The 25,025-nt window shown below is 65.0% G+C and carries 17 protein-coding genes and 1 pseudogene; 6 read left to right on the forward strand and 12 right to left on the reverse strand.

The features are described from left to right. The first annotated feature begins 500 nt into the window (after positions 1-500). Positions 501-2,300 carry an ABC transporter ATP-binding protein gene (locus F623_RS0101115; RefSeq protein WP_018868146.1) on the forward strand — a complete coding sequence of 600 codons (1,800 nt, stop codon included), beginning with the start codon at positions 501-503 and terminating at the stop codon, positions 2,298-2,300. A gap of 8 nt (positions 2,301-2,308) precedes the next feature. On the opposite strand, the gene F623_RS0101120 is transcribed toward F623_RS0101115, so the two are convergent. Together F623_RS0101120 and F623_RS0101125 are read right to left on the reverse strand one after the other, a co-directional pair. Next, entirely contained in the window at positions 2,309-3,514 is a 1,206-nt protein-coding gene (locus F623_RS0101120; protein WP_018868145.1) for a pyridoxal-dependent decarboxylase, exosortase A system-associated, read from the reverse strand. Positions 3,515-3,555: 41 nt separating this feature from the next. Next, positions 3,556-5,154: an acyl-CoA ligase (AMP-forming), exosortase A system-associated gene (locus F623_RS0101125; protein ID WP_018861134.1), complete on the reverse strand. Its 1,599-nt coding sequence runs from the start codon at positions 5,152-5,154 to the stop codon at positions 3,556-3,558. Positions 5,155-5,344: 190 nt separating this feature from the next. On the opposite strand from F623_RS0101125, the gene F623_RS0101130 reads away from it, so the two are divergent. Together F623_RS0101130 and F623_RS0101135 are read left to right on the forward strand one after the other, a co-directional pair. After that, positions 5,345-6,736: a putative O-glycosylation ligase, exosortase A system-associated gene (locus F623_RS0101130; RefSeq protein WP_018868144.1), complete on the forward strand. Its 1,392-nt coding sequence runs from the start codon at positions 5,345-5,347 to the stop codon at positions 6,734-6,736. Between the two features lie 46 nt (positions 6,737-6,782). Next, positions 6,783-8,624, forward strand: a complete 1,842-nt coding sequence (locus tag F623_RS0101135) for a hypothetical protein (protein WP_026279344.1) — start codon at positions 6,783-6,785, stop codon at positions 8,622-8,624. Between the two features lie 4 nt (positions 8,625-8,628). Here F623_RS0101135 and F623_RS0101140 read toward each other — a convergent pair whose 3' ends face one another. The 3 genes from F623_RS0101140 to F623_RS0101150 all read right to left on the reverse strand — a co-directional run bounded on the left by F623_RS0101140 (position 8,629) and on the right by F623_RS0101150 (position 13,521). After that, complete coding sequence (locus F623_RS0101140) at positions 8,629-10,857, reverse strand: hypothetical protein (RefSeq protein WP_018868142.1); 2,229 nt, start codon at positions 10,855-10,857, stop codon at positions 8,629-8,631. Then, the gene (locus F623_RS0101145) at positions 10,857-12,323 is read right to left on the reverse strand and encodes a hypothetical protein (RefSeq protein WP_018861130.1); all 1,467 of its coding nucleotides are present in this window, start codon (positions 12,321-12,323) and stop codon (positions 10,857-10,859) included. The genes F623_RS0101140 and F623_RS0101145 overlap by 1 nt, the downstream gene beginning before the upstream one ends. 82 nt (positions 12,324-12,405) lie before the next feature. Further along, positions 12,406-13,521: a sugar-transfer associated ATP-grasp domain-containing protein gene (locus F623_RS0101150; RefSeq protein WP_026278618.1), complete on the reverse strand. Its 1,116-nt coding sequence runs from the start codon at positions 13,519-13,521 to the stop codon at positions 12,406-12,408. Between the two features lie 448 nt (positions 13,522-13,969). Between F623_RS0101150 and F623_RS0101155 the strand changes: the two genes are divergently transcribed. After that, entirely contained in the window at positions 13,970-14,545 is a 576-nt protein-coding gene (locus tag F623_RS0101155) for an N-acetyltransferase (RefSeq protein ID WP_018861128.1), read from the forward strand. After that, positions 14,542-15,621 carry an ATP-grasp domain-containing protein gene (locus tag F623_RS0101160; protein WP_018868140.1) on the forward strand — a complete coding sequence of 360 codons (1,080 nt, stop codon included), beginning with the start codon at positions 14,542-14,544 and terminating at the stop codon, positions 15,619-15,621. The genes F623_RS0101155 and F623_RS0101160 overlap by 4 nt, the downstream gene beginning before the upstream one ends. A 19-nt stretch (positions 15,622-15,640) precedes the next feature. Here F623_RS0101160 and F623_RS12785 read toward each other — a convergent pair. From F623_RS12785 to wecB, 6 genes and pseudogenes are all read right to left on the reverse strand, one after another. After that, positions 15,641-16,761: pseudogene (locus tag F623_RS12785) on the reverse strand (sugar-transfer associated ATP-grasp domain-containing protein). A 39-nt stretch (positions 16,762-16,800) separates the two neighbouring features. Continuing rightward, on the reverse strand, positions 16,801-17,919 hold the full coding sequence (locus F623_RS0101170) for a sugar-transfer associated ATP-grasp domain-containing protein (RefSeq protein WP_018868137.1): 1,119 nt from the start codon (positions 17,917-17,919) through the stop codon (positions 16,801-16,803). Then, the gene (locus F623_RS0101175) at positions 17,916-18,914 is read right to left on the reverse strand and encodes a GNAT family N-acetyltransferase (protein WP_018868136.1); all 999 of its coding nucleotides are present in this window, start codon (positions 18,912-18,914) and stop codon (positions 17,916-17,918) included. The genes F623_RS0101170 and F623_RS0101175 overlap by 4 nt, the downstream gene beginning before the upstream one ends. Continuing rightward, positions 18,911-19,906: a polysaccharide deacetylase family protein gene (locus tag F623_RS0101180; RefSeq protein ID WP_018868135.1), complete on the reverse strand. Its 996-nt coding sequence runs from the start codon at positions 19,904-19,906 to the stop codon at positions 18,911-18,913. The genes F623_RS0101175 and F623_RS0101180 overlap by 4 nt, the downstream gene beginning before the upstream one ends. A gap of 13 nt (positions 19,907-19,919) precedes the next feature. Next, positions 19,920-20,867 carry a polysaccharide deacetylase family protein gene (locus F623_RS0101185; RefSeq protein WP_018868134.1) on the reverse strand — a complete coding sequence of 316 codons (948 nt, stop codon included), beginning with the start codon at positions 20,865-20,867 and terminating at the stop codon, positions 19,920-19,922. A 58-nt stretch (positions 20,868-20,925) separates the two neighbouring features. Continuing rightward, positions 20,926-22,068 (reverse strand): non-hydrolyzing UDP-N-acetylglucosamine 2-epimerase, encoded by a 1,143-nt coding sequence (wecB, locus tag F623_RS0101190; RefSeq protein WP_018861121.1) that lies wholly within the window; start codon positions 22,066-22,068, stop codon positions 20,926-20,928. Positions 22,069-22,305: 237 nt separating this feature from the next. On the opposite strand from wecB, the gene tviB reads away from it, so the two are divergent. Then, positions 22,306-23,595: a Vi polysaccharide biosynthesis UDP-N-acetylglucosamine C-6 dehydrogenase TviB gene (tviB, locus tag F623_RS0101195; RefSeq protein ID WP_018861120.1), complete on the forward strand. Its 1,290-nt coding sequence runs from the start codon at positions 22,306-22,308 to the stop codon at positions 23,593-23,595. Positions 23,596-23,616: 21 nt separating this feature from the next. Here the strand turns inward: tviB and F623_RS0101200 are convergent, their stop codons facing one another. After that, positions 23,617-24,999 (reverse strand): hypothetical protein, encoded by a 1,383-nt coding sequence (locus F623_RS0101200; protein ID WP_018861119.1) that lies wholly within the window; start codon positions 24,997-24,999, stop codon positions 23,617-23,619. Positions 25,000-25,025 lie beyond the last annotated feature (26 nt).

Raw genomic sequence — 25,025 nt, forward strand, 5'->3', positions numbered from 1 at the left:
AACCTGATCGCCGGCACCTGTCTGTCCATCCCCTAGGGAAACACTGATTAATGTACACACTCGCGCTCGAGTCGCTTTTGCGTGCGAACAAGGCGCGGCGCCCGCCGTGCAGTCACTCTGCACAAGGGAGCCGCAACGCCGTTCCCGCGCAAAAGCGGCCGAGCCCCTTGGGGTTGGTACCCCAGGTTCCCCGATCCTGCGTTGCGCCCCTTGCGGGTAGAACCACTACCCGCTGCACGACGCGCCTTGTCTCGGAAAACCTGGGGTACCAACGCGAGTGTGTACATTAATCAGTGTTTCCCTAACTGGAGGATCCAAAAACCCGTGAAATCACGCAATCCCGAGTGCGAGGGATTTACCTGATGATCCGGACCGGACAGTTGCATGAGTTTTTTAATTTACAGTCCATTCCACCCCGCCAGACCCGACTTTTCCGTTTCCTCGACGGCAAAAAAACGCTATACGTCGTAAGGATCGCGACAACGAAAACCGGTTGATTCATGTTCAGGACCTTGCGCAAGCTGAATGCACTTTTGCACCCCCGGGATCGGCGCAAGGTAGGGCTCCTGGTGATCCTGATGATCATCACGGCATTCATGCAGACCGTGGGTGTCGCTGCGATCATGCCGTTTCTCGCCGTGTTGTCGGACCCTGACATGGTTCATGAACACGCACTCTTGAGTCAGGCGTACAGCACCCTCGGGTTCGGGTCGACCGGAGAGTTCCTCTACTTTCTGGGCGTGGCAGCATTTGTAATGTTCATGCTCGGGACGCTGCTGCAAGCGCTGACGCAGTGGTCGATCACCCGCTTCTCCCACATGCAGCAATACGAGCTGTCGCGCCGCCTAATGGGCGACTACCTGCGGCGGCCCTTTACCTTCTTTCTGCACCGCAATTCCGGCGATCTGGCCAAGACGATCCTGCAGGAGACCACGCACGCGATCAGTGGCGCGCTGATGCCGGCCATGCGTCTGGTCAGTCAGGGCCTCCTGGCGCTCTCGATTATCGTCCTGCTCATCCTGGTGGAGCCGTGGCTCGCGCTCACCGTGGCCCTGGGCCTGGGCAGCGTCTATGCGGCCATCTACGTCGTGGCCCGGATCTGGCTGAACCGGATCGGGCAAGACCGGGTAGAGGCCAACCGCGAACGCTTCACCGCAGCGGCCGAGGCCTTCGCGGGCGCCAAGGAGATCCGACTGCTGGGACGCGAGCGTGACTACCTGGAACGCTACCGCCACCCGTCCAGGCGCTATGCCCGGCACCAGGCGAATGCGGTGCTCCTGCAGGACACCCCGCAATACGCAATCGAGGCGATCGCCTTCGGCGGCGTACTGCTGCTCGTGCTGTACCTGATGGCAGGCGACGGGGGGCTGGCCCAGGCCCTCCCCCTGCTCGGCCTGTATGCGCTGGCGGGCAAGCAGCTGATTCCCGCTTTCCAGAAGGTCTTTCAGAACGTGGCGGCCCTGCGCTTCAACTTTGCGGCCGTCGACAACATCCTTAAGGATCTGGGCGACCGCGGCGGCGACGTCCTGCCCCTGCACGACGGGGCCGCTCCTGCGCTGGCCTTGCAACGGGCGATTCGGGTCGAGGGCGTGACGTATCGCTATCCACAGCATGACCGCCCCGCGCTGGACAAACTCTCGCTGGAAATCCCCGCCCGCACGACCATTGGCCTGGTGGGATCATCCGGGGCCGGCAAGAGCACACTGGTGGACTTGCTGCTGGGACTGCTGGAACCCGACGAGGGCACGATTCTCGTCGACGGCCAGCCACTAACCGCAGCGAGCGTGCGCCAATGGCAGGCGGCGCTCGGGTATGTTCCGCAGCACATCTTTCTGGCCGACCAGAGCGTCGCCGCCAATATCGCTCTGGGCGTACCGGAGGCCGAGATTGATCATGCTGCGGTGGAGCGGGCCGCACGCCTGGCGAACCTGCATGACTTCGTGGTGAACGACCTCCCGCAGGGTTACGACACCCTGATCGGCGAACGCGGGACACGCCTGTCCGGCGGGCAGCGCCAGCGGATCGGCATCGCCCGGGCCCTCTACCGCGACCCGGCGGTGCTGTTCTTCGACGAGGCGACCAGCGCCCTGGACAACGCCACGGAGCGTGCCGTGATGGACGCCATCCACAACCTGAGCGGAAACAAAACGATCATCCTGGTCGCGCACCGGCTCAGCACCGTCAAGCCCTGCAACCGTATTTACGTGCTCAAGGACGGACGGCTGGTCGACCAGGGCAGCTGGGAGATGCTCGCCGATGGCAGCACGCACTTCCAGCAACTGGCCGCCGGTCACGCCTGACGGCTGCCTCAGACCAGGATCTCCGCGGGTTCCGGGTGGCTAAGAAAGCCTCTGGGGCTGGCCGTGTACCCGTAGGCACCGGACTGGAAAACCACCACCAGATCGCCAATCTCCGCGCGGGGCAGTTCCACCTGCTGGCCAAGGACGTCCAGCGGCGTGCACAGTGGTCCGACGACGTCCACGACTTCGGTGTTGGTCTCGCCCATGCGGTTGCCGATGGCGACCGGGTAGTTCTTGCGGATCACCTGGCCAAAATTGCCCGAGGCCGCCAGGTGATGATGAAGGCCCCCGTTGGTAACGAGGAACACCCGGCCGCGCGAGACCTTGCGGTCCAGTATCTCGGCCACGTAAACGCCCGCCTCCCCCACCAGGTAGCGACCCAGCTCGAGGATGATCTCGGCCCGCGGCATCCGCGCACGCACCTCCGGCAGGCGTTGCTCGAGCTGCTCGGCGATGGGCCCCAGGGTCAGCGGCTGATCGCCCGGGAAATAGGGGATGCCAAAACCGCCCCCGATGTTCAGGGTCTCCACCGGCCCCGGGGCATGGTCGGCCAGGCGCAATGCCAGGTCGAGGGTCAGGCCCTGGGCCTCCACCAGCGACTCGGCGCGCAGGTTCTGCGAGCCGGAAAAGATGTGAAAGCCGCGAAAGTGCAGCCCCAGTTCGTCAATGCGCCCCAGCATCTCGGGCACGCATTCGGCATCCACGCCGAATACCTTGGGCCCACCACTCATCTTCATGCCCGAGGTCTTCAACTCGAAGTCGGGGTTCACACGCACCGCGACGCAGGGGGTCTTGCCGGTGCGCTCGGCGATCACCGCCACTCGCGTCAGTTCGGTGTCGGATTCGAGGTGGATCGTGATCCCTGCGGCTACCGCCATCTCCAGCTCCGCCGGGGACTTGCCCGGCCCGGCGAAGCTGATATCGGCCGCGGATACCCCGGCATCCAGGGCGATCTGCAGCTCGCGCCCGGAAGCCACGTCCAGACCGTCAACCAGCGAGGCCATATGGCCGACCACCGCCGGCATCGGATTCGCCTTCATCGCATAGTGAACCGACAGGTCCCGGGGCAGGGCCTCGCGCAGGGCCTGGACGCGGCGGGTCATGACCTGTCGATCGTAGGCATAGAACGGGGTCCGCCCCGCGCGGCGGGCGACTTCGGGCAGGGGCACACCGCCGATCAGCAGCGAGTGCTCACGCACCTCGAAGGCGGCCATTGCTGCATGACGAGGGGCGGGCGTTAGGGACACCTCCCGGTTCATGGCAGGGCGACCTCCTGAAACAGGCCTTCGAACTCCAGCGCCAGCGCCTTGCGGTCGATCTTGCCATTGCCATTGCGGGGCAGGGGCTCGGTCCGCAACTCCAGGTGGGTGGGCACCATAAAGGCGGGCAGGCGCTCGCGCAGAAGGGCCAGAATCTGGTCATGGGTCACCGCAGGGTCGTGTGGCAACACCACCAGGACCACCGCCTGGCCCAGTTGCGGATGCGCGATGCCCAACGCGGCTCCCTCGGTCACCAGCCCCGTTGCATAGGCAACCTCTTCGATCTCCACCGGGCTCACCCGGTACCCCGAGGTCTTGATCATCTCGTCGCGCCGGCCGACGAAGTACAGATATCCGTCCTCGTCCATGCGCACCGTATCGCCGGACCATACGGCCATCTCCTGGCCCGGCACGCCACCGGGCTGCCCCGGCGCGGGCCGGAAGCGCTCCGCCGTGCGGACGGCATCATTCCAGTAGCCCATCGCGACCAGGGCCCCGCGATGGACCAGTTCACCCGGTTCTCCGGGTGCGCAACGGCTGCCGTCCTCGCGCACGACCATGATCTCGGCATTGGGTATCGCCCGCCCCATCGAGTCGGGGCGACGATCGACCTCCTCGGGCGGCAGATAGGTGGAGCGAAAGGCCTCCGTGAGCCCGTACATCAGATACACCTGGGTACGCGGCAGATGCGCCCGCAAGCGTCTCAGGGTCTTCAGGGGCATCGCGCCACCCGAGTTTGTGATGTAGCGCAGGGATCGCCGTGCCGCCTCCGGCCACTCCATCTCGGCGAGCTGGATCCACAACGGTGGCACCGCCGCCAGCCCGGTGATCCCGCCCTGACCCACCGCCTTGATCACATCGCGAGGCAGGAGGTAATTGAGCAGCGTGGCATGGGCCCCGGTCAGGAACGCGGTCGTCAACTGACTGAAGCCATAATCGAAGCTGAACGGCAGTACGCAGAGGATGCGGTCCTCCGCACGATTGTGCAGGTAATGCGCGACGCTTTGCGCTCCGGCCACCAGGTTGCGGTGCGACAGCACCACACCCTTGGGCCGCCCGGTGCTGCCGGAGGTATACAGAATGGCCGCCATGTCCGTATCGATGACCCGGTGTGCCGACGGCCCCATCCCGAAATCCGTCCTGGATTGCCAGGCAGCCAGTTGCGCACCACCCGATGCGCCGGCGTCAGGCAGTGTGTCCACGAGCAGGATCGTGTCCAGATCCGGACATTGCGCCAGGACATCCCGCAGTGCGGCATAGCGTGTCGCGGATGTCACCAGGACCCGTACCTTGCAGTCCTGGAGGATGTGCGCGACTTGCGAGGCCTTCAGCAGCGGGTTGACCGGGACCATCACCGCGCCAGCCCGCGAGGCTCCGAACATCGCGTGTACTGCTTCCGGGCATTTGTCCAGATACACGGCCACCCGGTCGTGTCGCCGGACTCCCGCTGCCAGAAGCCGCTGTGCCGCATTCTCGATGTCGCTGGCGAGCGCCTCGTAGGACTGCGTGACGCCCCGATGCGTAATCGCCGAGGCCATTGGGGTTCGCTCGGCGCTATGCAGGACGCCATCGTGCAGCAGGGTCGTGGGACGCATGATCAGGGTGGACTCCTTCAATCTGAGGATCAAATGCTCTGGCGTGCAGTGTATTACGAATCTTTTGCAAAAATACCCAAACGTTCTACAAATAGGCTACTCTTCGAGTGGGCTGAATCATATTGCCACGTTCACGTGTTCGCGATGTGTCGCGACACACCCGTACTGCTGTATAGCGGAATTCTCTGGAATGCGCGACTACCTGCTGTTTTTTATAATTATGGTGTTGATCCCGGTGATCCTGGCAAGGCCCTGGGTTGGCATCCCTGCCTGGTTCTGGGTGGGCCTTATGGCCCCGCACGGCCTCACCTGGTCGTTCATGCGCAGCTTCCCCGTGGCCGCTGTGATCGGCATGACCACGATTGCAGCGCTGTTCTTGGCCAAGGATCGGCGCCCAATGCCGATGACCCGCGAAATGGTGATGCTCTGGGTTTTTCTCGGCTACATCACCATGACTTCGTATTTTGCGGTAAATCCCAGCGGTGCATGGGACTTCTGGCAGCACGTTTTTAAGATCCTGCTGATTACATTTATCACACCCATGCTGATATTTGGTCAGCTTCGTATAGTCTGGTTGTTATTAGTTATTACATTCTCGATCGCCTTTTACGGATTCAAGGGGGGCCTATTCACACTCTCCACGGGCGGCCAGTTCATGGTGCTGGGTCCGCCGGGTTCCTATCTTTCCGGAAATACCTACATCGGGCTGGCGATGGTGATGGTGCTGCCGCTGATTCTGGTCAGTGCGCGGCTGTTCCGCGAGCGCTGGGTGGATCTCGAGATTCCCGGCATGGAGCGCTTCTACCGGCCGATCAGCTGGGCCATCTACGGCGTCTTCTGGCTGACCGCGATCGCGATCCTCGCGACCTACTCTCGCGGGGCCCTGCTCGGGATCCTGGTGGTGGCCCCGTTCCTGTTCTGGCATATGCGCCACAAACTGGCGATGGTGGTGGTCGGCGTGCTGGTCTTCGGGGTCATCGGAGTCACTGCTCCCGATCGCCTGCTCGATCGCTGGGGCACCATCGAGACCTACGAAGAAGACCGTTCCGCCATGCAGCGCATCCAGGCCTGGGGCGTGAACTGGAACATGGCCACCGAACGGCCCCTGACCGGAATGGGCTTCCGCAACCACCACCTCGGGTACGACTGGTGGGTCCGCTACGCGAACTTCGAGGGGGACTGGCGCCATGTGCTCTCGCCGCACAGCATCTATTTCGGTCTGATGGGTGAACACGGCTTTGGCGGCCTCGCGACCTTCCTGCTACTGGTCGGCTTCACGTTCTTTACGCTGAACCGGATCCGCAAGCGTGCGCGGGCCGTGACCGGGCAGGTCTGGCTGGCGGAATACGCGTGGGCAATCCAGATAGGCCTGGTCGGCTACCTGGCCGCCGGGACATTCCTCGACGTGATCTACTTCAACCTGTTGTTCGCGTTCATCGCCCTGGCCGTCATCATGCGCCGCGAACTGGAGGAGGCACCGCGGGTCGCCGAGGCGCCCGCACCCGCACACACCGCGACGGACTATTTCCCGGGGACTGCCGCGCACGACAATGCGACAGAGGCACCCGGGACCTCGCGCTGACACATGTTGCGCCGGGCATCGTGTTTCCCGACCCGGTTCGCCCCTCGTGAGTGAGGTCGCAACCTTGGGCGCTTCCGTGCTCCAGCCCTGGGTCGACCGCCTGACCCAGGCGGTTGCGGCTCATGTACGCCCGGACACCGGACTTTGGGATGCCCTCGAACAACGCCCGAGCCCTGCCGATCACTACGGTCAGACCAGCGCCGCGCTGGCGTTGTACCTGCAGGGCGGCCCCGAAATGGAACAGTGGGGCTGGGCCCTGCGGGCCTGGCTCGATCGCTGTGGCAGCCGTGCCGGCCACGCACCCTTCAACCGGCTGTTGCTGCTGCTGTTGCGGGAGCGAGTGATTACCGGGGCACAACCCGTCACGCCAGCCCTCGAAACGATGCTCGACGAGGCTCTGCAGCGGTGTCGCCTGGACCGCCACTATCCTTCGAACAACTGGACCTTGCTGGCGCAGCTGTGCCGTCTCATCGAGGCCCAGCCCGGTCACCCGCGGGAGCGAGCGGCACAACGGCTGATCACGCTTCTGGAGCGCTGGACGAGCGCTCGCGGCGGGTTCATCGATTTTCCTGCCCGACCCGACCCACACGGCGTGGCCACCCCGATGGCCTACCACCACAAGGCCTTGCTGATCGCCTCGATCGCGGTGCGTTATACGCGCGCGCCTGCCTTGGCGAACATCACCCAGCAGCTCTATGGCTGGGTCGCCCTGACCTGGGATGGCGGAGAATACGCAGGTGGCCTCGGCCGCAGCACACACTCCCTGTTCGGCGATGCCTGTCTGGTGGCCAGTCTGCAGCTCCTCGGGCTGGCCGGCGCCGAGCAGGCGGATACCCCGCCAGGGCGAGCGCTGCGTGGCGTCCTGAGACGGTGGGAACGGCAACGCCGGATCGACGGGCTGCTGGATCTGACGCCCGCGGATCGTGTTTCCGAAACCGGAACCCGCCCTGCAGGATGGGACGACTACATGCATCTGTCGGTCTACAACGCCTGGGCGGCGGCACTCCTGACCTGGGCCAGCGACCGGCAGCGTCGCCACGGGATCCCCGGAGAGATCGCGGGCCTCCAGTGGGCAGGAGGGCGCACAGAGGTCTGCCAGCAGGACGCTCAGGCGGGTGTGCTGCGCGCCCAGGCGGGGCCGGACTTGTGCGCCATCATCAGTACCCGCGGGCAGGCGCCCCAGGCCTACAGCCGAGATACAGCCGAGTTGCGCTACGCAGGCGGTCAGCCCGTTCATGTCCGCTATCGCGACCGGGTCTTGTGCCCGCCACCGGTGAGGGTCAGCGCCGAATCATTGTCGCGCAGCCCGGCCCTGGCCGGGTGGGTACCCCTGTTTCAGATTGGGGACCAGATCTGGGCCCTGGCCGATTTTCGCTCGATTGCGGTCGACGCGGCGGCGCCTGCCGTGCGCATACAGCTGGACGGCGGCCGGGCGGTGCCCGTGGTGCGCGCAGCGGCCCGCACCCTCTGGAGGCGTGGCCTTGCGGCGCTGGACTGGCGCTGGTTCGATGGGGCCCTGGGGCGCGGCGCGGCCTTGCGCCGCCCACGCTCATCGGCCCTGTTCGGGGCCATTACGCTGTGGCTTGACCCCGCGGGACCCTCACTGCGCCAGGAGATCCGGCTCGAATGCCGGGGTGATGATCCGGTCCACTACCTGAATCCGGGTGGCCATGCGCTGGTCGCCGATCAACCTCCCCCCGCGCGGCGCTTTCAGCAGCAGGACCCCCTGACACGCCAGTGGACCGAGGTCCTGTTTCCTGCCTCCGGGCCCTCGATCGTCAGTGTTCCGCTGCCCTCGACAATCCCGGGGCTGGGCTGCGCATTGCCGCCCAAGCCCTTGCACCCGGGCCCCTACGCCCATCGGCTGACGCTCGGCTGGGGCGACTGAGCGCCTAGTCGCTTTCGGGCAGGCGCTGCAGGATGATCCCGCGGCGCAGGTCGGACCAGATCAGCACGTCCGTTCCCGGCAGCGGGGTGACCCGATGCCAGTTCTCGTAGCGGTCAAACGGGCGATCGGCAAAGTCCACATCTTGCCAGTTGTACAGGAGCCGCCAGGGTTTGCCGCGGGGCGGATCGCCGATGTACATCTGCCGGGCATTGTTCTGCAACAGGATGTAGTCCCCGGTCTTCGGGTGATAGGTCAGCCGGCTGCCGCCGGCAACATAGGCCTGTCCGGAGGCCCCGTGCCGCTGGAATCGGCCCTCGCGGTCGATGGTGGCCGTGGCCTCGGCCCCGCGTCGGTGGTTGCCACCGTACTGGGTCATCCCGCCGTAGATCAGTACCTCGCGGTGGACCGGGTTGTAGAGCATGGTCCCGCCATATCCGGAGGACTGGGTGCGGCCCTCGGGGCCCCGGTAGTCCGGATGATTCCGGGGATAGGTCCACGCCCGGTCACCATGCCCCCAGACACGGACCTGCCCCATCGTGTGGGCCTCGATACCGTCGCCCGGCAGGTGGTCGTAGCTGGCAGACCCCAGCGTGTAGAGGACGAATTTCTCGATATCGGGATGCCACACGGTGGAGTGGTCGCCCACCGCGTGCGCATTGCCCTGGCCCGCGCCCAGACCCACTTCTTCCCAGGCGGTCGGATCGGTGTACGGGGCGCGCACCAGACGTCCAATATCGGATCGACGAGGTTCGCTCGGCGAAAAGTACATGTAGCCATCACCGCCATCCATCAGGCGGTTGTACGGACGCCGTTCGCCCCCGTCATAGTCGAGGCCCGGCGGGGCTACGACGCCGGTCCAGGACAGATCCGGCTCCAGCCAGGTCACCGAGCGGACGGAATTGTCCCGCATCAGGATATTGAACAGCCGCCCGGTCTCCGGATCGAAGATATGGCGGTCGGTCCACCCCACCCCGAACGTGCCGCGCTTGTCCGGGTCGTGCCACTGGGTGTTGTTCATTCGCGCCATGTCCGGCACACCTTCCGGCAGCCGGGTTTCGACACGGCGGAACTCGCCAGGCTCCAGCGTCTCGGCAATGTCGTAAAGCTTTGAGCGCTTCTCCGACGCGGGCGCTGGCGCACTGGCCGAAACCTTCAGGAACGCCGCGCGGGGTTCGGCCGGGGGCAGGGTGTCGGCCCCCGATCGCTCCTGGCTGAACGCAGACTGGTGCCGGTGCAGCAAAGGGCCGGCCTGGTTGAGCCAGAGGACCACCCCGTGGTCGTCAATCGGCACCGGCACGATCCCGCCATAGCGGTCGAATGGCCAGCGCTGGCCGCTCCAGTCCGCAGCCTTGCGCCATTCGTCCTTGTCCGGATCGAGCTCCCACAACTCGCGTACACGGCCGGCCCGCAGCACGAGGTAGTTCCCCGTTTGCGGGTCGTAGGTCAGGCTCTCGTTCATGATCCCGAACACGAACGGCGCATCGCCGAGATCACGCACTGTGCCATTCGCATCCAGCAGGGAGACCTTGTTGCGCGACTTGTTGCCACCGATAAACAGCATCTCGTCGCGCACGCGGTTGTACTGGGCCGAGGAGTGATAGCCATCGACCGCGGCCTTGCCGTGTTCGACCCAGCGACCATCGCGAAGGCCGTAAACCTGGTTCTCGCGGAGGTAGATCAGCTGGTCCAGCGCGTCGTGCCACTCGATCGGGTCGGTGTGTTCCCACCCCCCGCCGGGCCCGGGCAAACTGCGCGTCGCGAGTTCCCAGCGATCATCCGCAATGGAATAGCGATACAGGGTGCGCTGCGAACGGCCGGCACTGATCTTGTAGTAATGCCCCCGCTCGGGGTCGAGCGCCACGCCGCCATAGACATGCGCGAAGGGGGGCGGACCCTCGGCGGACAGGTGCTGCCATGCATGCTGGTCTTCGCGGTAGGTAATGAATACCGGTCGCGATCCGCGATCGCCATACATGAAGACCTGGCGCCGGCTGGCATCCCAGTGCGCGCTGTCATTCCAGGTATCCGGATCGCTCGACCTGGAGCGCAGGAAGTCGTAGTAGCGCTGGAACCCCTCTGGAAAGCCGGCATCGAGGGGGGCCAGCTCCCCGGGCTGCAGACCCGCCGCCATCCGCCCCAACGAGCTGTCACTGGCCGCTGCCTGGCTGGTCGCGAGCGCCAGCGCGAGGATGGTCAGCAACCAGACGGTGCTGCGACGCGCGAGCCGGCGCATCAGGCAGCCTTTCCGGCTGGGTGGGCAGCCGCCTTGTGACAGTGAGGGTCGACCCCCAGCTCCTGTACCGCCTGGAGGAGCGGCATCACCTTGACGAAGGTCGGCGTGAGCGGGCGGATATGGCCCGTGCGCAGGGCCTCGAGGGTATACCCGACGACACGCTCGGGGCGCGTAAAGCCGTTGAACAACGGCCGCGCCAGATGCGACACCCGGCGGCTGAGACTCGCCCACTCGACCCGTGGCGGTGATCCCGTGGCCTTCTGGCTGTACGGGATATGCGCGGCGTGGGGATAACAGCCCCGGATCACTTCGTCGTGGAACGCGCGCGTCGCGAACGACTGCCACGGCAGGCTCAGCAGGAACTCCAGCACGTCAGGGTCTTGATAGGGCAGACAGACGGCCTGCTGCTGTCCGGCCATGGCGATCGGCAACAGGGCGATCTCGCGGCGAATCCGATTCCAGAAAACAAACGACTTGGCCGGATCGGGCGTACCGACGTGCGCGCCCAGCTCCCGAATGATCGCATCACGAGCGACCTGCAGGCGCCAGCGATCCTGGAAGGTCCGCTTCAGAAACGACGTGTAACTGCCCGCCATCAACACACGATTTGCCGCCCCTTCGAGATCACCGGCATCCAGGCACTCGGCCAGACGTGCGTCGAAATAGGAACCGTTGCACAACACATCGCCGGCCAGGCCATCGAATACCGGGCCCTCCAGATGCGGCATCAACGCGAGGTACCAGCTGTTCTCGTCGGTGGAGTAGTGGTTCAGGCGGTTTTTCTGTCGCTCCGCGGCGATACGATCCTGGGGATTGTCGATCACCTGACATTCGATGCCGAGGTGCTGGGACAACGCACACGCCACGCCACTCTCGTCCCCCCTCTTCGCCCGCAGGACCAGGGTTCGGGGTGGCGGGGTGTCCTGTTGCGCCAGCTCCAGACAGATATGGCGCGAGTCGCGGCCACCGGACAGCGGCAGGCGCCCCACACCGCCAGCGGCGCGCCGCTCGATCGCCCGCGCAAAAAGCTCCGTGAATCGTGTCCGCGCCTCGTGCGGATCTCCGGAAAATGGAGGTATCAGGGGGATGGCGGGGCGTTCGCCGGAGAGCACGCCTTCTCGCCACAGCAGGGTCTCTCCCGGCATCAGGACCTTTACGCCCGCCAGCGGGGTCTGGTCGCCCACGAGATAACCCAGCGCCATGAATACCGCGATGGCCTCGTCGTCAAAGGCGGGGGCCGACAAGCGCGCCGCGGCCTCCTGCAGGGAGTCGGCCACGATCAGGCGACTGCCCTCGCGGGCATAGAACAGCGGGATGAATCCGAGCCGATCGGCCGAGACGGACAGACTCGCCCCGTCGAATGACCAGCCCGCGACGAGCGTCGGGCCTCCGGCTAACCAGTCGAACTCCAGATGATGCGACACCTGCCCCAGGCACTGGCGACCGATAACTTCTAAGAAAGCCATTGTGTGCTCCGCGAGAGCCACCGGTGGCCCTGGAGGCGGTTTCGCCGATTCGCGTAATGAGTTGACACCATAGTCATGGCGGTTAATGCAGCTGCGAAGACGAAGGGGGACACGAGAAGCCAGCGGTTTCCAGGTAGTGCTTGTCCGCCAGCAGGGCCTGCCGGATGCGCTGAATGCCATCACCGAACCCGACATGCTGAAAACGCTCGTTCACCTCGATCAGGACCGGGCCGTTCGGGGTCAGGGCCACGTCCCAGCCGGCGGTCCGGATCGGCAGCAGGTCCCTCGCGGCGGTCTTGACCAGTTGCAACACTTCCGGCCAGAACGGTACCTCGAAGCCTTCGATCAGGACGCCCGTCCGCGGGTGGTGGGTAACCCACTTGTACCCCAGCCCATTGGCATTGAACGTCCAGGCCTTCCCCAGCCTCCCATCGCCGAGCTGCGGCAGGGCCACTACATTGGCCGTGAAACGGCCCGTTCGCGGGTCGCTGATATTGTCGGTCACCGAGTCGCCGACGATCAGCCGGAAGTGACAGTCCAGCACCTCCGGTTCGCCTTCCGGGCTGACCCGGGTAAACAGCCTCAATGCCGAAATGGACCGAGTGCCGGTCAGTTCGGCGACCCGATCGTGGCACTGTAGGCGCCGCTCGAGGATGCGGTCCTCGCCATCATCGGCCAGAGCCGCCACGTCCCGGGCAAAGTCGGGTAGTACGATCCCTCCCCTTGCGCCCAAGCCCAGGGCGGTAATCCCGTATCCCTGACGCCCATGTCTGGGCTTGGCGAGAAACGATGCGGGCAACCGGCGCACGAAGGCCTCCCATTGTGCGGACGTGGAGAGAGGCTCCCCCCGGGCGTCGCGCGAACCATGGCGCGAAACGACGCCGAGCAGGTCGGGCACGGGCAAGTCATGGCTGCGACAGAAGTCGTGGAACATGAGCTTGTCACGACACATCGCCGCATGCGGCGAATTTACCGCGAGCTGGAGCCCGTGCAGGCGCTCCTCACTGACGTGCGCCAGGTGCTCGTTCACCGGCAGCCGCGGGTCCAGCAGCCCCCGGCAGAGCGATTCGCCAGGCAGAAAACGACCCGCCCCATACAACCGCAGCGCCCGCCAGGCGATGACCGGTGTTGACGAACCATAGTGGTCGGCGGCCGCCTGAAACTGGCCCCACACATCGGAGCGGCAAAAGTGCCGCACGATATGGTTGGAACGATAGAGCGCGGATGCCAGCAACCCCGAGACTTTACCCACGACACCCTCCACAGCATTCAAGCAACCATCCGCACGTTCCCAGTCTCGTGGATGCACGTGCTCCCCTTCATACGAGCCCATTTCAAGCGGCGCGACCGGCGCCAGGACACACCCGATCCGGACGTTTCAGATTAGCAGCTTGAAGCTGCACGAAAAGGGCTTTCGCGTACCAAAAAAACCGTACCGACAAGTGCAACAACGCGATATATGCTAGGGAAGCGCTGATTGATGATCGCTTGCTGAAGAATGATGGGCGTTTTACCAGCACAAGCCCCATAGGTGATTGATTCAAAGGCCATCCTGAAACCGCGCCAGCGGGGTAGCATGCACAGAAATCCAGGACCGCTTTGTTCAGCACTCGCGTCGTCAGCGAAGCTCGCAATGGGGGAAGCGTGTGGCCACCGTCAATGTTTATAGTCCGCGTAGCCTTTTAAAGGAGGCCCTGCATCTGGGCCTGGGCGATTATCAGTACTGGAAGGTCTTTTATATCGACCTCCCGCAGCCCGAGGTCGAGATGCCCGCCGGTATCCGCGTCGAGCCGATCACCCCCGAGGACCTGGACGGCGTGGTGGATGAAGGCATGCTCCAACGCCGGGAGTTCGGAGGTGAAGGGGCCCAGGGCTTCGGCCTTTTTCGCGACAATGAACTGGTGGCGGTGCAGTGGTACTGGTGGGGCAAACGCTACGAGGCCGAACGCCAGGGGCGCAGCTGGAGGCTGCCCGAGGGCGCCGCGAAATCCACCGGGCTTTACACCCTGGCCCAGCATCGCGGGCAGGGATATGCAGCCCTGCTAAAACGACAAACTGCCTACCTGATGTCGCAACGCGGCTTCACCCGCTTGTACAGCCGCATTTGGCACAGCCACAAGAGTTCGATTCGGGTGAGCGAGAAAACCGGCTGGCGGATTGCCGGTTCCTACATCGAGATCTGCCCGTTCCGCCGACGCATCCAGCTTCGCCTGCCGGTATGACCGAAACCACCAGGCCGCAGCGCGTCGCGGTGCTCTCGGACGGTTCGCCGCTCGCCCTGAAGGTGCTGTACTGCCTGCAGCGAATGGGCACCGAGATCCACCTGCTGGAGCTCAAGTCCCCGGGGGCCGCACGTCACTCCCGGTACCGCGATCGCTACCAGCGCATGCCCCTGCCGGACACTCAGCCGGAAACCCTGGAAACCTTTGGCGGCCGCCTGCGCGACTACTGCACACGGCACCGTATCGACGGAATTGTCGGGGCCGACATCCTGGGAGCCGGCGTAGTCCACGCGCTCGCACCGCGCCTGCCGGGCGTGACGGCCTTTCCCTCCAGCAGCCTGGAGGTGCTGGGCATGCTGGACGACAAATGGACCTTTCAGCGTTTCATGGAGACCCACGGAATCCCGTGCCCAAAGGCACTGCGCCTGGAAGGCCCCGGAGACGCGGAACGCCTGCAGGATGCCGGGATGACGTTCCCGCTCGTGGTCAAGCCGCTGTACGGCGAGTCCAGTCATGGAATCCTTCAGGCGAAGCGGCTCGAGGATATCGAGGCGCACCTGGAGCGAGGTGGCCGGCATGCCCGCTTCCCGTTGGTGGTGCAGGAATATGCGCCCGGATTCGACGCGGACCTGAGCCTGCTGGCCCGGGATGGGGAGGTGGTCTGCCACCTCCTGCAATCGCGCCGGAATCCCTGTTCGCTGGAATTTTTCGCCGACGAGCGGCTGCTGGAGATCGGTCGCCGGATCGTTCGGGCGGCGCACTATACCGGCGTGGCGAATATCGACCTGCGCGTGGACGAATCGACCGGGGACGTTCGCGTACTCGAGTGCAACCCGCGCTTCTGGTACACCCTGCAGGCCTCGCTGTGGGCGGGGATCAACTTCGTCGAGGCGGGTTTTGCGCTGGCCGCGGGGGGCTCGTTTGTGCGCGCCTCCCCCGTGGCCGGCGCCTACCACCTGCACAGCCATCTAGTAAAACACCTGCTCTGGCAGCCCCGCCAGTGGCGCGGGATCGCTCCGTACAACCTGCGCGGCCTGTGGCAGGCGATGCGCGACCCACTGCCTTTCCTGCTCTAGCAAAACACGGAACGGGCAACTACCCGCGAAAGATCTGCTCCATCTCGCGCCTGAACCCGCGCTGATGCGCGATCTGGAGGCTGGCGAGCCCATAGGTCGTATTGCCCTCGAGGATTAACGGGCCCTCGGGCGTAATCGCGATGTCCCAGCCGATCGTCTTGACCTCGGGCAGGCTGCGCTGGGCCTGCAGCGCGAGTGCCTTGACCTCCTCCCACAGCGGCAGCGGAGTGCCCTCGATAGGCTCGCCGGTATCCGGGTGCTCGGTCACCGGCTGGATGACCGGCCACGCTGGACTGCGCGAGGTATATCCAAGAGACAACCGACCGCTGTCCATATCCACGGCAGCAACCATGTTTCCGTTGGCCGCCAGCCCGAAATTGTCGGTGTCTCCCTCACCCGCGGTCAGCTTGATCTCGGCACAGAACAGGCGGGCCTTCCCGTCACGCATGTAGGTCACGATCCGCACACAGCCCACGGCCGTGGGGGACATCAAGCCGCTGAGTTTGTCGTGGGGCTGGATGCGCGACTGGGCGAGAAACAGGTCTGGCTCTGGCTGGCACGCGCCCGTACGAAATAGAACAGGTCGCTCAGAGCCGTGAGCCGACCGCAGTAATGCCAACGATCATTCCGTCGAGTGGCGGAGAAGGCGCCATCCCCATACGCGCCGTCATCGGGCTTGATGAACAGGTCCTCCTCACCGGCCTGCAACACTTCCAGCCAGCGGCGGGCGCTTGTGACAACCGTCCCTGCCCCCTCGGGACTGCCCTCCGCGGGAGGGGTTTCATGGCCCGGGGGGATGATCGCCTGCACCGGCGGGGTTGGCAGCCCATGGCGCACGCAGTGAGCAAAAAACAGGCTCTTTCGACTCACGGTGCTTCGATGACGCTCCGCACTGATTGCACGGAAGTGATCGCCATACTCCTTGTCGTCGATCACATAGTCCTGCCAGTGCGAAGGGTCCACCGTGGCCAGACGGAAGAGCGAGTAATGACGCGGTCCGATACGATGCCGGAATCGGGCTTTGAGGACGCCGTGCATTCGAGTCGTGACGCGCGGGGCATCGGGAGTCGGCTGCGATACCGCCAGGTAGTAGCCCCTGGCACAGGTGTAGGCCTTGCGTAAGTGGCGCTTCAGGATCATTTCTTGATCACCTCTCGATCTTGATCGAGCGGGCGGATGTCACCCACGAAAGATCTGCTCCATTTCCCGCTTGAACCCGCGCTGATGGGCGATCTGGAGGATATCCAGCCCGTAGGTCGAGTTGCCTTCCAGGATCACGGGCCCGTCCGGGGTAATCGCGATGTCCCAGCCAACCGTCCTGACCTCGGGCAGGCTGCGCTGGGCCTGGAGCGCGAGCGCCTTGACCTCTTCCCACAGCGGCACCGGAGTGCCCTCGATAGGCTCGCCGGTATCTGGATGCTCGGTCACCGGTTGTATGACCGGCCAGGCAGGACTGCGCGAGGCATAGCCAACCGACATCCGACCACTGTCGATATCCACCGCCGCAACCACATTGCCGGTGGTTCCCAGCACGAAGTTGTCGATATCCCCCTCCCCCGCGGTCAGCTTGATCTCGGCGCGAAAGAAATGGACCTCGCCATCCTTCATGTAGGTCACGATCCGCACACAGCCCACGGCCGTGGGCGACATCAGGTGCCGGAGCCCGTGATGGACATGGATGCGCGACTGGGCGATATAGGGCCTGCGGCTCTGGTCGGCTCGCTCACGGACGAAATGGAACAGGTCGCTGAGCGTCGTGGTCCTGCCGCAGTATTCCCAGCGATCGCCCCGCCGAGTGGCAGAAAACGCCCCGTCGCCATACGACCCGTCATCGGTCTTGATGAACAGGTCATCGGTGCCATCGCCAAGGAACTCCAGCCAGTGCTGGACGGTTGGCGTGACCGGCCCGGAAACATCGAGACCATCCCCAGCCGACGTGGCCGCGCTCGTCGGGATAATGGCCCGCAACGTCGGGGTGGGCAGACCATGGCGCTGGCAATGTTCAAAAAACAGGCTCTTGTGGTTGAGGATGCGTCGGTACCGTTCGGCGCTGCACGCGCGAAAGTGGTTTCGGTAGGCTTCGTTGTCGATCACATAGTCGTCCCACTGCGCGGACTCGACCGCTGCCAGGCGGAAGAGCGAGTAATAACGCGGCCCGATACGATGCCGAAACCGGGCCTTGAGAACACCATGCAGCCGGGTTGTGACGCGCGGAGCGTCCGGGGTCGGTTGCGATACCGCCAGGTAGTAGCCCCTGGCACAGGTGTAGGCCTTGCGAAGGTGGCGCTTCAGGATCATTTCTTGATCACCTCCCGTTCGTGACCCGCGGGGCGGGCCGTCCCGCCGCGGCGCAGGAAACGCTTCAGCGACTGCTTGAACCCGAGCCGGGACAGGGCCGCGGAGACGGCGTCCGAGCCCAGCGTCGTGGCGGCATGGGCAAGACCCAGGGCGAGCGGGCGCGGGCGGCGCCGCAGGTAATAGATATCCGAACAGAGCTGGTGGCCCGAACCAAAAAGGGCCTTGTGCGGACTGTCGCCCGGGGCGAAATCGAAAAAGCGAAACCGGCCCTCGTGGAACAGGGATTCCAGCACCAGCCATTGCAGTACCGTGCCCGGCGACAGGGCGGCCACCTTCGGGTGGTAGCCCAGGTAGGCATAGAGCAGGGCCGAGTCCCGGGCCGGGCAATAGAGATAGGCCACCGGCTCGCCGTCCAGGAACAGGAGGTAGGCCCGCACCTGGTCGGCGGCAGCCAGCCGCGCGGCACGCTCGGCGAACGCGTCATCGTCCGGGAGGCCGGCGTTCAGCAGTCGTTCCTGGTAGGTCAGTCGCGAGACCTCGCGCGCCAGGCTGCGGAAGGTCTCGATCTCCTCCTGCGTGCGATAGGTGCGCCAGTCGATCGTGCCCCCGGAAGCATCGGCGAATTTGCGCACCTTGCGCCGCAGCGTCTGGCGGGACTTGGAGGAGAACTTCGCCTGATACGCCTCCCAGCCCATGTCCAGATCGATGTAGTGGCGCATGTACTGGCTGGGGACGTAGCGCAGATAGCCCTCCACCCATGACAGCCGTGGCAAGGGCGCCTCGACGGGCTGCGAGCGGGCCAGGTGGCCATCGGCAACCGCATCCCCGGCGTACGGGGCCTGGGCCGCCGGGCGCTGCAGGAAATGACGGCTGTCGACCGACATTCGCAGCGAGACGTCGCCCAGCGTGATCTCGCCGATGCGCAGGGCGAGACGGACCCGCTCGACCGGATAGCGGGCCACAGAATGTCCGGCCATTGGGTGGTCGGCTTTCATCCCCAGAACACCCGCTGACTGGTCCAGTTCTCCAGTGCACGCAGTGCTGCCTGGGCTGCGGGAACGGTGAGCATGGGGGTCGCCTCCCGAGGCGCCGGCGTGGCCAGCACATCGGCCATACAGGCAGGACTGAACCCCGGTTCCGTCTTCAGGAAGCGGCACAGTCGTTCTAGGCGGCGGCGAGTCAGCGGATTGATGCCGGGTGTCGGCTGGTCGTCCCGATAGCGCACAAACTCGAACGGGTGGGTGAGCACGACCACGTCGCTAAGACCCTGGCGTCGGGCCTGGAACAGCAACCTGCGCATCTCCGGCCAGGAGGTGCCGGTAATGGTGAGCGACTTCAGATGGGCCCGCGGCCCCCACTGGAAATCGGTGTAGGTGGTCACCGGGAACTCGAGTACCCCGTCGATCACATGGCAGCCGCCCCGCAACTGCAGCTCCGGCTCGGCCGGCGGATAGATCGCGAGCCCGATATTGGAGGCCCGGGGGAGCCCGGCCTGGCGCATGGCGGCGTAGACCTTCAGGTCGACCTTGAGCCCACCGGTACGCAGCACACTTGGGGCATCCAGCCCCCAGCGGCGGAACGTCGCCCTTCCCTGTTCGATCAGGTCGGCCAGTTCCTCGACACTGCGCCGGGTGACATTGTCATTTGGCGGGTCGCTTTGCAGCCGCTGAACCCAGTCCGGGTGCCCGAAATACGTCCAGCAGGGGTGCAGGTGGAGCTGGATATCGTGCCCGCGGCCGGCGATCTCGTGGGCGATCTCACCCATGGGCTCGTCGCCGAAGTACGTCGTGTTCAGTGTCTCGACAAAGAAGGTGGCGCGAATCGCATACCGGTCGAGGGTGTCCAGCAGATAGCCAAGCCCCTCCGAACGCCCGTTGCGATGGCAGTAGACCGACGGCGGCCCGACCGGTTGGTGGGTTTTCGGCTCGCGAAAGGCCCCCGCGATGCTGAACTCGGTATCAACGGTCAAATGAACGCGGGTCGTCATCGTGTTCGCACCTTCAGTGGGCAGAGGCCAGATTGCGCGCCAGCCGCAGGCCAAAGCGCAGAGGCGTTCGGTCCCAGGGGGTAAAGCGAGGAAGTTGCAGCGGGTCCGTGTCGCGGCCGGCGGCACCGGCCATGGTGGATACGGCGGCGTCAAACCCACTGGCACGCACCATCTCGACATGCTCCGGCGCATAGTCCTTGCCGGGGCGACCGTTGGGGTAAGCAAACAGCCGTACGGGACGTCCCACCAGGGCCTCGAGTTCGGCCTTGCCCTCCGCAATCTCGTGCTGCGCGGTCGCGGCATCGGTTTCGGCCAGAATCGGGTGCAGAACGGTGTGCCCGCCGATCCCCATGCCGGCATCGGCGAGCTCGCGAACCTGGGCGTCGGTCATCATCAGGTCGTCAGGAGGCGTTATACCGAACCGTGCTCCCAGCGCCTCGGCGCAGCGACCGCGCTCGGCCAGCGGCCGGTACTTGAGGGCCCCGATCAGGGCATGGATCGTGCCCCTGCGCTGCGCCATGGAATCCAGCGAACGCGTGCCCAGGCCCTCCGGAGTCAGATCCAACGCCGCCGAGGGAATCTGGCGAACCGTTTCGATCAGCATGTCGTTGAACATGCAGCCGCCATTCAGATAGCCGGTGGCGACAAAGAACGTTGCCGGCACCCCTTCCTCGCGCAGGATCGGCAACGCGATCTCCGCGTTGTCGGCATAACCGTCGTCGAAGGTGACCGCAACGGCCCGGGCGGGGAGCCGGCCTTCCCGCAGGCGCTCGATGGCCTCGTCCAGCGGCAGCGGATTCATCTCCCTCGCCAGCAGACGCATCTGCCAGCGAAAGGTCTCGGCCACCGGGTCTTCGGGTCGCAGCGGGTCGGGGTCCGCCAGCACGCGGTGATAGGCGAGGATCGTCAGGCGCGCGCGCCGGCCTTGCGGCGACAGCATGGACAACGGTACTCGCAGCATGCGCTCACGATCTCCTGAACCCGCTGGGGGCGTCGGTCGGAGGGCGCGAACGTACCGGTCAGGATTTTCTTGCGTGATTCAGCCAGTCAGCCACGACGGCCACGATGCGTTCTGCGGCATTGCCGTCCCAATACTCCGGGATGCGCCCCTGTTTGCCCCCATGGTCCATGACCTCGCGGAAAGACTCCATCAGTCGTTGCGGATCATTGCCTACTAAAATATTGGTACCTTCATCGATCGTGATTGGCCGTTCGGTGTTCTCGCGCAGGGTGATGCAGGGCACCCCGAGGGCGGTGGTTTCCTCCTGCATACCCCCGGAATCGGTGAGCACGACTCGGGCATCTTTCATCAACCCCAGCATCTCCAGATAGCCGGCCGGCGGCAGCACGGCGATCGGCGCCTCGCGCAGGGCAGACTCCAGTCCGAAGCCCTGCAAACGGGCCTGGGTTCGAGGGTGTAACGGGAAAACCAGGGGAAGCTCCCGGGCGATGGCCACCAGGCTGTCGACCAGACGCTTCATCACCGGCGCATGGTCGACATTGGAGGGGCGATGCAGGGTCAGCACCCCGTAAGCCCGGTCGTCGGAGAACGCATCGGTCTCCACCTCGGCCGACCGCAGCGTCTCCTGCCACGGCACGGCACGCTCCAGGTTGTAGAGCTGGGTATCGATCATCACGTTGCCGACAAAGTGGACCCGGCCGGGGTCGATGCCCTCGCGTACCAGGTTGTCGCGGGCATGGCGCTCGGTGATGAACAGCAGATCGGAGATCTGGTCGGTGAGCACCCGGTTCACCTCCTCCGGCATGCTGCGATCGAAGCTGCGCAACCCCGCCTCCACATGGATCACCCCGACCCCCTTCTTGGCCGCCACCAGGGCACAGGCGATCGTGGAATTCACATCGCCCACCACAAGGATGGCCCGGGGCTGCACGCGGTCCAGCACGCCCTCGAAACGCATCATCACCTCGGCCGTTTGCACGGCATGCGAACAGGAGCCCACCTCGAGATTGATATCCGGTCGGGGGATCTGCAGATCGGTGAAAAACCGCTCGTTCATCGCCGGGTCGTAGTGCTGCCCCGTGTGCACGAGTTGTGCCGGTATCCCGGCTTGCTGCAGGGCCCGCATCACCGGACCGATTTTCATAAAGTTCGGGCGCGCCCCGACGACGCACAGGATGTCGCATTGCGAATCTGTAGGCATAAGAGATCCCGTTGAAGCCCCGACACACCGGTTTGGCTGGGGCATTAGCGCTCAATGTAGTTCGAATTGAGGGAAATGGGCATAGGACGAAAGGACGAAATTTGTCCAGATTTTTCATCATTGTCCCGCCATCCATGTTGTGCCTAAGCTCGCACTACGCTGGCTGCCCGGGTGTAAAGGAAACCGACCCGGCAAGACGCCCGTTACTCAACCCGCTGCACGGAAGAGCCTTCACTCATGCATGCACTCCCCTCATCGGAAGAGATTCGCCTCGGGGTTATCGGACTGGGCTATGTCGGCCTGCCCCTGGCGGTCGAGTTCGGCCGGGTCTGGCCTACCCTGGGATTCGATATCCAGCCCAACCGCATCCAGGAACTGAAAAACGGTATCGACCGCACCCGCGAGGTCGAACCGGAAGATCTCGCCGCCGCGTCGCACCTGGACTACACCACGGAGCTCGAGGCACTGCGCCCGTGCAATGTCTATGTGGTGACGGTACCGACACCAATCGACGCCCACCGGCGACCCGACCTGCGCCCCCTGCTCGGGGCCACCCATACCGTGGGACAGGTGCTCAAGCGCGGCGACGTGGTGATCTACGAGTCAACGGTCTATCCGGGGGCAACGGAAGAAGACTGCGTCCCGATCCTGGAACAGGAATCCGGGCTGACCCACAACGAGGACTTCTTCACCGGCTACAGTCCCGAACGGATCAACCCCGGGGACAAGACGCACCGGGTCACCTCCATCAAGAAGGTCACCTCGGGGTCGCTGCCGGAGGTGGCGGACTTCGTCGATGCCCTGTATGCGCGCGTCATCACGGCCGGTACGCACAAGGCCGAGAGCATCCGTGTCGCCGAGGCGGCCAAGGTGATCGAAAACACCCAGCGTGACGTGAACATCGCCCTGATCAACGAGCTGGCGCTGCTGTTCGAGCGCCTGGGACTCGACACCGAGGCGGTCCTGCAGGCCGCCGGGACCAAGTGGAATTTCCTGCCGTTCCGGCCCGGGCTAGTCGGCGGGCACTGCATCGGGGTGGACCCGTACTACCTGACGCACAAGGCCCAGGCCGTCGGACACCACCCGGAGATGATTCTGGCCGGGCGCCGCGTGAACGACGCGATGGGGGCCCACATCGCGGACGCGACCATCCGTGCGCTGGTGCGCAAGGGGATCAATCCGGTGGGGGCGCGCATCCTGTTGATGGGCCTGACCTTCAAGGAGAACTGCCCGGACCTGCGCAATACGCGCGTGATGGACATCTACCATACGCTGCACGGATACAACACCGAGGTCGTGGTGTTCGATCCCTGGGTCGACCCGGAGGAGGCCGAGCACGAATACGGCATCACTCCGATCACCTCGGCCCCCGAGGCGGACTCGTTCGACGCCATCATCGTGGCGGTGCCACATCAGGCGTTCCTGGACATGGGGGTGGAAGCGATCCGTGCGCTCGCACACCCGCAAGCGGTGCTGTTCGACGTGAAATCGGCCTTCCCGCGGGAGGCCACCGACCTGCGCCTGTGACGAGCTCCAGGCGGCAGGGCTTCAATCGAGAGCCTCAGGGCCGATCCCTTCGCGCCGCCCCGGGTTGGACTCGCGATCGCCTGCATAGGCCCCGTAGCGGGGGGAGGCGCGATCGCGGCCGTTGTAATCGCGATCCAGACCGGGAGGAACCGGACTTTGGAACTCGGGAAGGCCCTTGTACCCCAGCACCCCCTCAAGCGGGAACAGGTCGAGTTCCGCGAGCGCCGCGTGCGGCTGCGCCAGGTAGGCCGAAGCCCGTTCGAAGCCGGCCTCGTGGTTGATTTCCGTATGCGCCGTGCGGGCGGCATCAATCGCCGGGTCCGCGAAGACCGCATTGCCGGCAATGATCTGTTCATAGCGCCGATCGCCCGGGATCAGCCGTATCCCGAATCCCTGCGCCACCACGGTGTTGTGGACGATCAGGACATCCTTCGGGATGTGGTTGTGTGGCTGCACGATCAGGGCACTACCGGCGTCGTTGAAAAACAGGTTGTTGTACAGGGCCAGGCGGCCTTCGCCCTGAAAGAGGCGCTGGTGGGGGTTCTGGTAGAAGAGGTTGCCGTAGATCCAGTACCAGTCGTGCTGGCCCGGCCCCTCGGGCGGGAAATGCCCCACCAGCAGGTTGGGACGCGCACGATGGCCGCTGCTCGCGCGCTCCGCCTTGCTGAACACGTTGTGGCGGATGATGGTGGCATGGGGCTCGGTCGGCATCCCCGCGCGCGGAGTTCGCGAACGCTGGTGCTTGATCTGCACGTTGTAGCCGAGCGTTCGGGCAAAGAAGTTGTGCTCGATCAGGCCCGCGACAAACGGCCCCGTCCCGTCCGGACGACCGAGATACATGCCGGTGCCGACATCGCGAACGTCATTGTGACGGATGGTCCAGTTCCAGGCAGGCGCGCGGGTGGTGATACCACTGTTGCCCTGCGAACGGTCATAGCCGCGGATGGTCAGGTGCTCCAGCGTGATGTCGTGGGCGTATTCACTGTCGTGCTCGACCACGACTCCGGCGATGTTGTGCCCGCCTCCCTCCAGGGTCAGGTGCCGGATCACAAGGTGCGCGGTATTGATCAGACGAATGGTATTGCTGCCCGAACGGCCGCGGAGGATGGCCGGATCCCCGGAATCCGGGCCGGTGATCACGATCGGCCGCTCGGCCGTCCCGCTAATGCCCCGCAGCACCAACGGCTCGGGGTATTCACCCGGGGCGAGCTGAAGGTGGTCACCCGGGCGCAATTGGCGCACTGCGCGGCGCAACCCCTCGGGATCGGTATGCAGGACACGGGTGGCAGCAGCGGGCGGCTCCGAGGCCCCGCCTGGACGGGGCGCATCGGCGCTCAGCGGTACCGTGGTCACCAGCAGCACGCCCGCCAGCACCCATACCCAGAACGCAAGCGAGAGGACCATTGACCACCGCACCATCATCAACGCAC

Origin of the sequence: Thioalkalivibrio sp. ALD1 (assembly GCF_000381245.1) — a bacterium.
Lineage (GTDB): Bacteria > Pseudomonadota > Gammaproteobacteria > Ectothiorhodospirales > Ectothiorhodospiraceae > Thioalkalivibrio.

Bases quoted from the DNA above. Each gene is read 5' to 3' on its own strand.
- F623_RS0101130 (WP_018868144.1), top strand. From the start codon at position 5,345: ATGCGCGACTACCTGCTGTTTTTTATAATTATGGTGTTGATCCCGGTG.
- F623_RS0101125 (WP_018861134.1), bottom strand. From the start codon at position 5,154: ATGCGTCCCACGACCCTGCTGCACGATGGCGTCCTGCATAGCGCCGAG.
- F623_RS0101145 (WP_018861130.1), bottom strand. From the start codon at position 12,323: ATGGCTTTCTTAGAAGTTATCGGTCGCCAGTGCCTGGGGCAGGTGTCG.
- tviB (WP_018861120.1), top strand. From the start codon at position 22,306: ATGCATGCACTCCCCTCATCGGAAGAGATTCGCCTCGGGGTTATCGGA.
- F623_RS0101200 (WP_018861119.1), bottom strand. From the start codon at position 24,999: ATGGTCCTCTCGCTTGCGTTCTGGGTATGGGTGCTGGCGGGCGTGCTG.
- wecB (WP_018861121.1), bottom strand. From the start codon at position 22,068: ATGCCTACAGATTCGCAATGCGACATCCTGTGCGTCGTCGGGGCGCGC.
- F623_RS0101175 (WP_018868136.1), bottom strand. From the start codon at position 18,914: ATGAAAGCCGACCACCCAATGGCCGGACATTCTGTGGCCCGCTATCCG.
- F623_RS0101170 (WP_018868137.1), bottom strand. From the start codon at position 17,919: ATGATCCTGAAGCGCCACCTTCGCAAGGCCTACACCTGTGCCAGGGGC.
- F623_RS0101120 (WP_018868145.1), bottom strand. From the start codon at position 3,514: ATGGCCGCCTTCGAGGTGCGTGAGCACTCGCTGCTGATCGGCGGTGTG.
- F623_RS0101140 (WP_018868142.1), bottom strand. From the start codon at position 10,857: ATGCGCCGGCTCGCGCGTCGCAGCACCGTCTGGTTGCTGACCATCCTC.
- F623_RS0101185 (WP_018868134.1), bottom strand. From the start codon at position 20,867: ATGCTGCGAGTACCGTTGTCCATGCTGTCGCCGCAAGGCCGGCGCGCG.
- F623_RS0101180 (WP_018868135.1), bottom strand. From the start codon at position 19,906: ATGACGACCCGCGTTCATTTGACCGTTGATACCGAGTTCAGCATCGCG.
- F623_RS0101160 (WP_018868140.1), top strand. From the start codon at position 14,542: ATGACCGAAACCACCAGGCCGCAGCGCGTCGCGGTGCTCTCGGACGGT.
- F623_RS0101115 (WP_018868146.1), top strand. From the start codon at position 501: ATGTTCAGGACCTTGCGCAAGCTGAATGCACTTTTGCACCCCCGGGAT.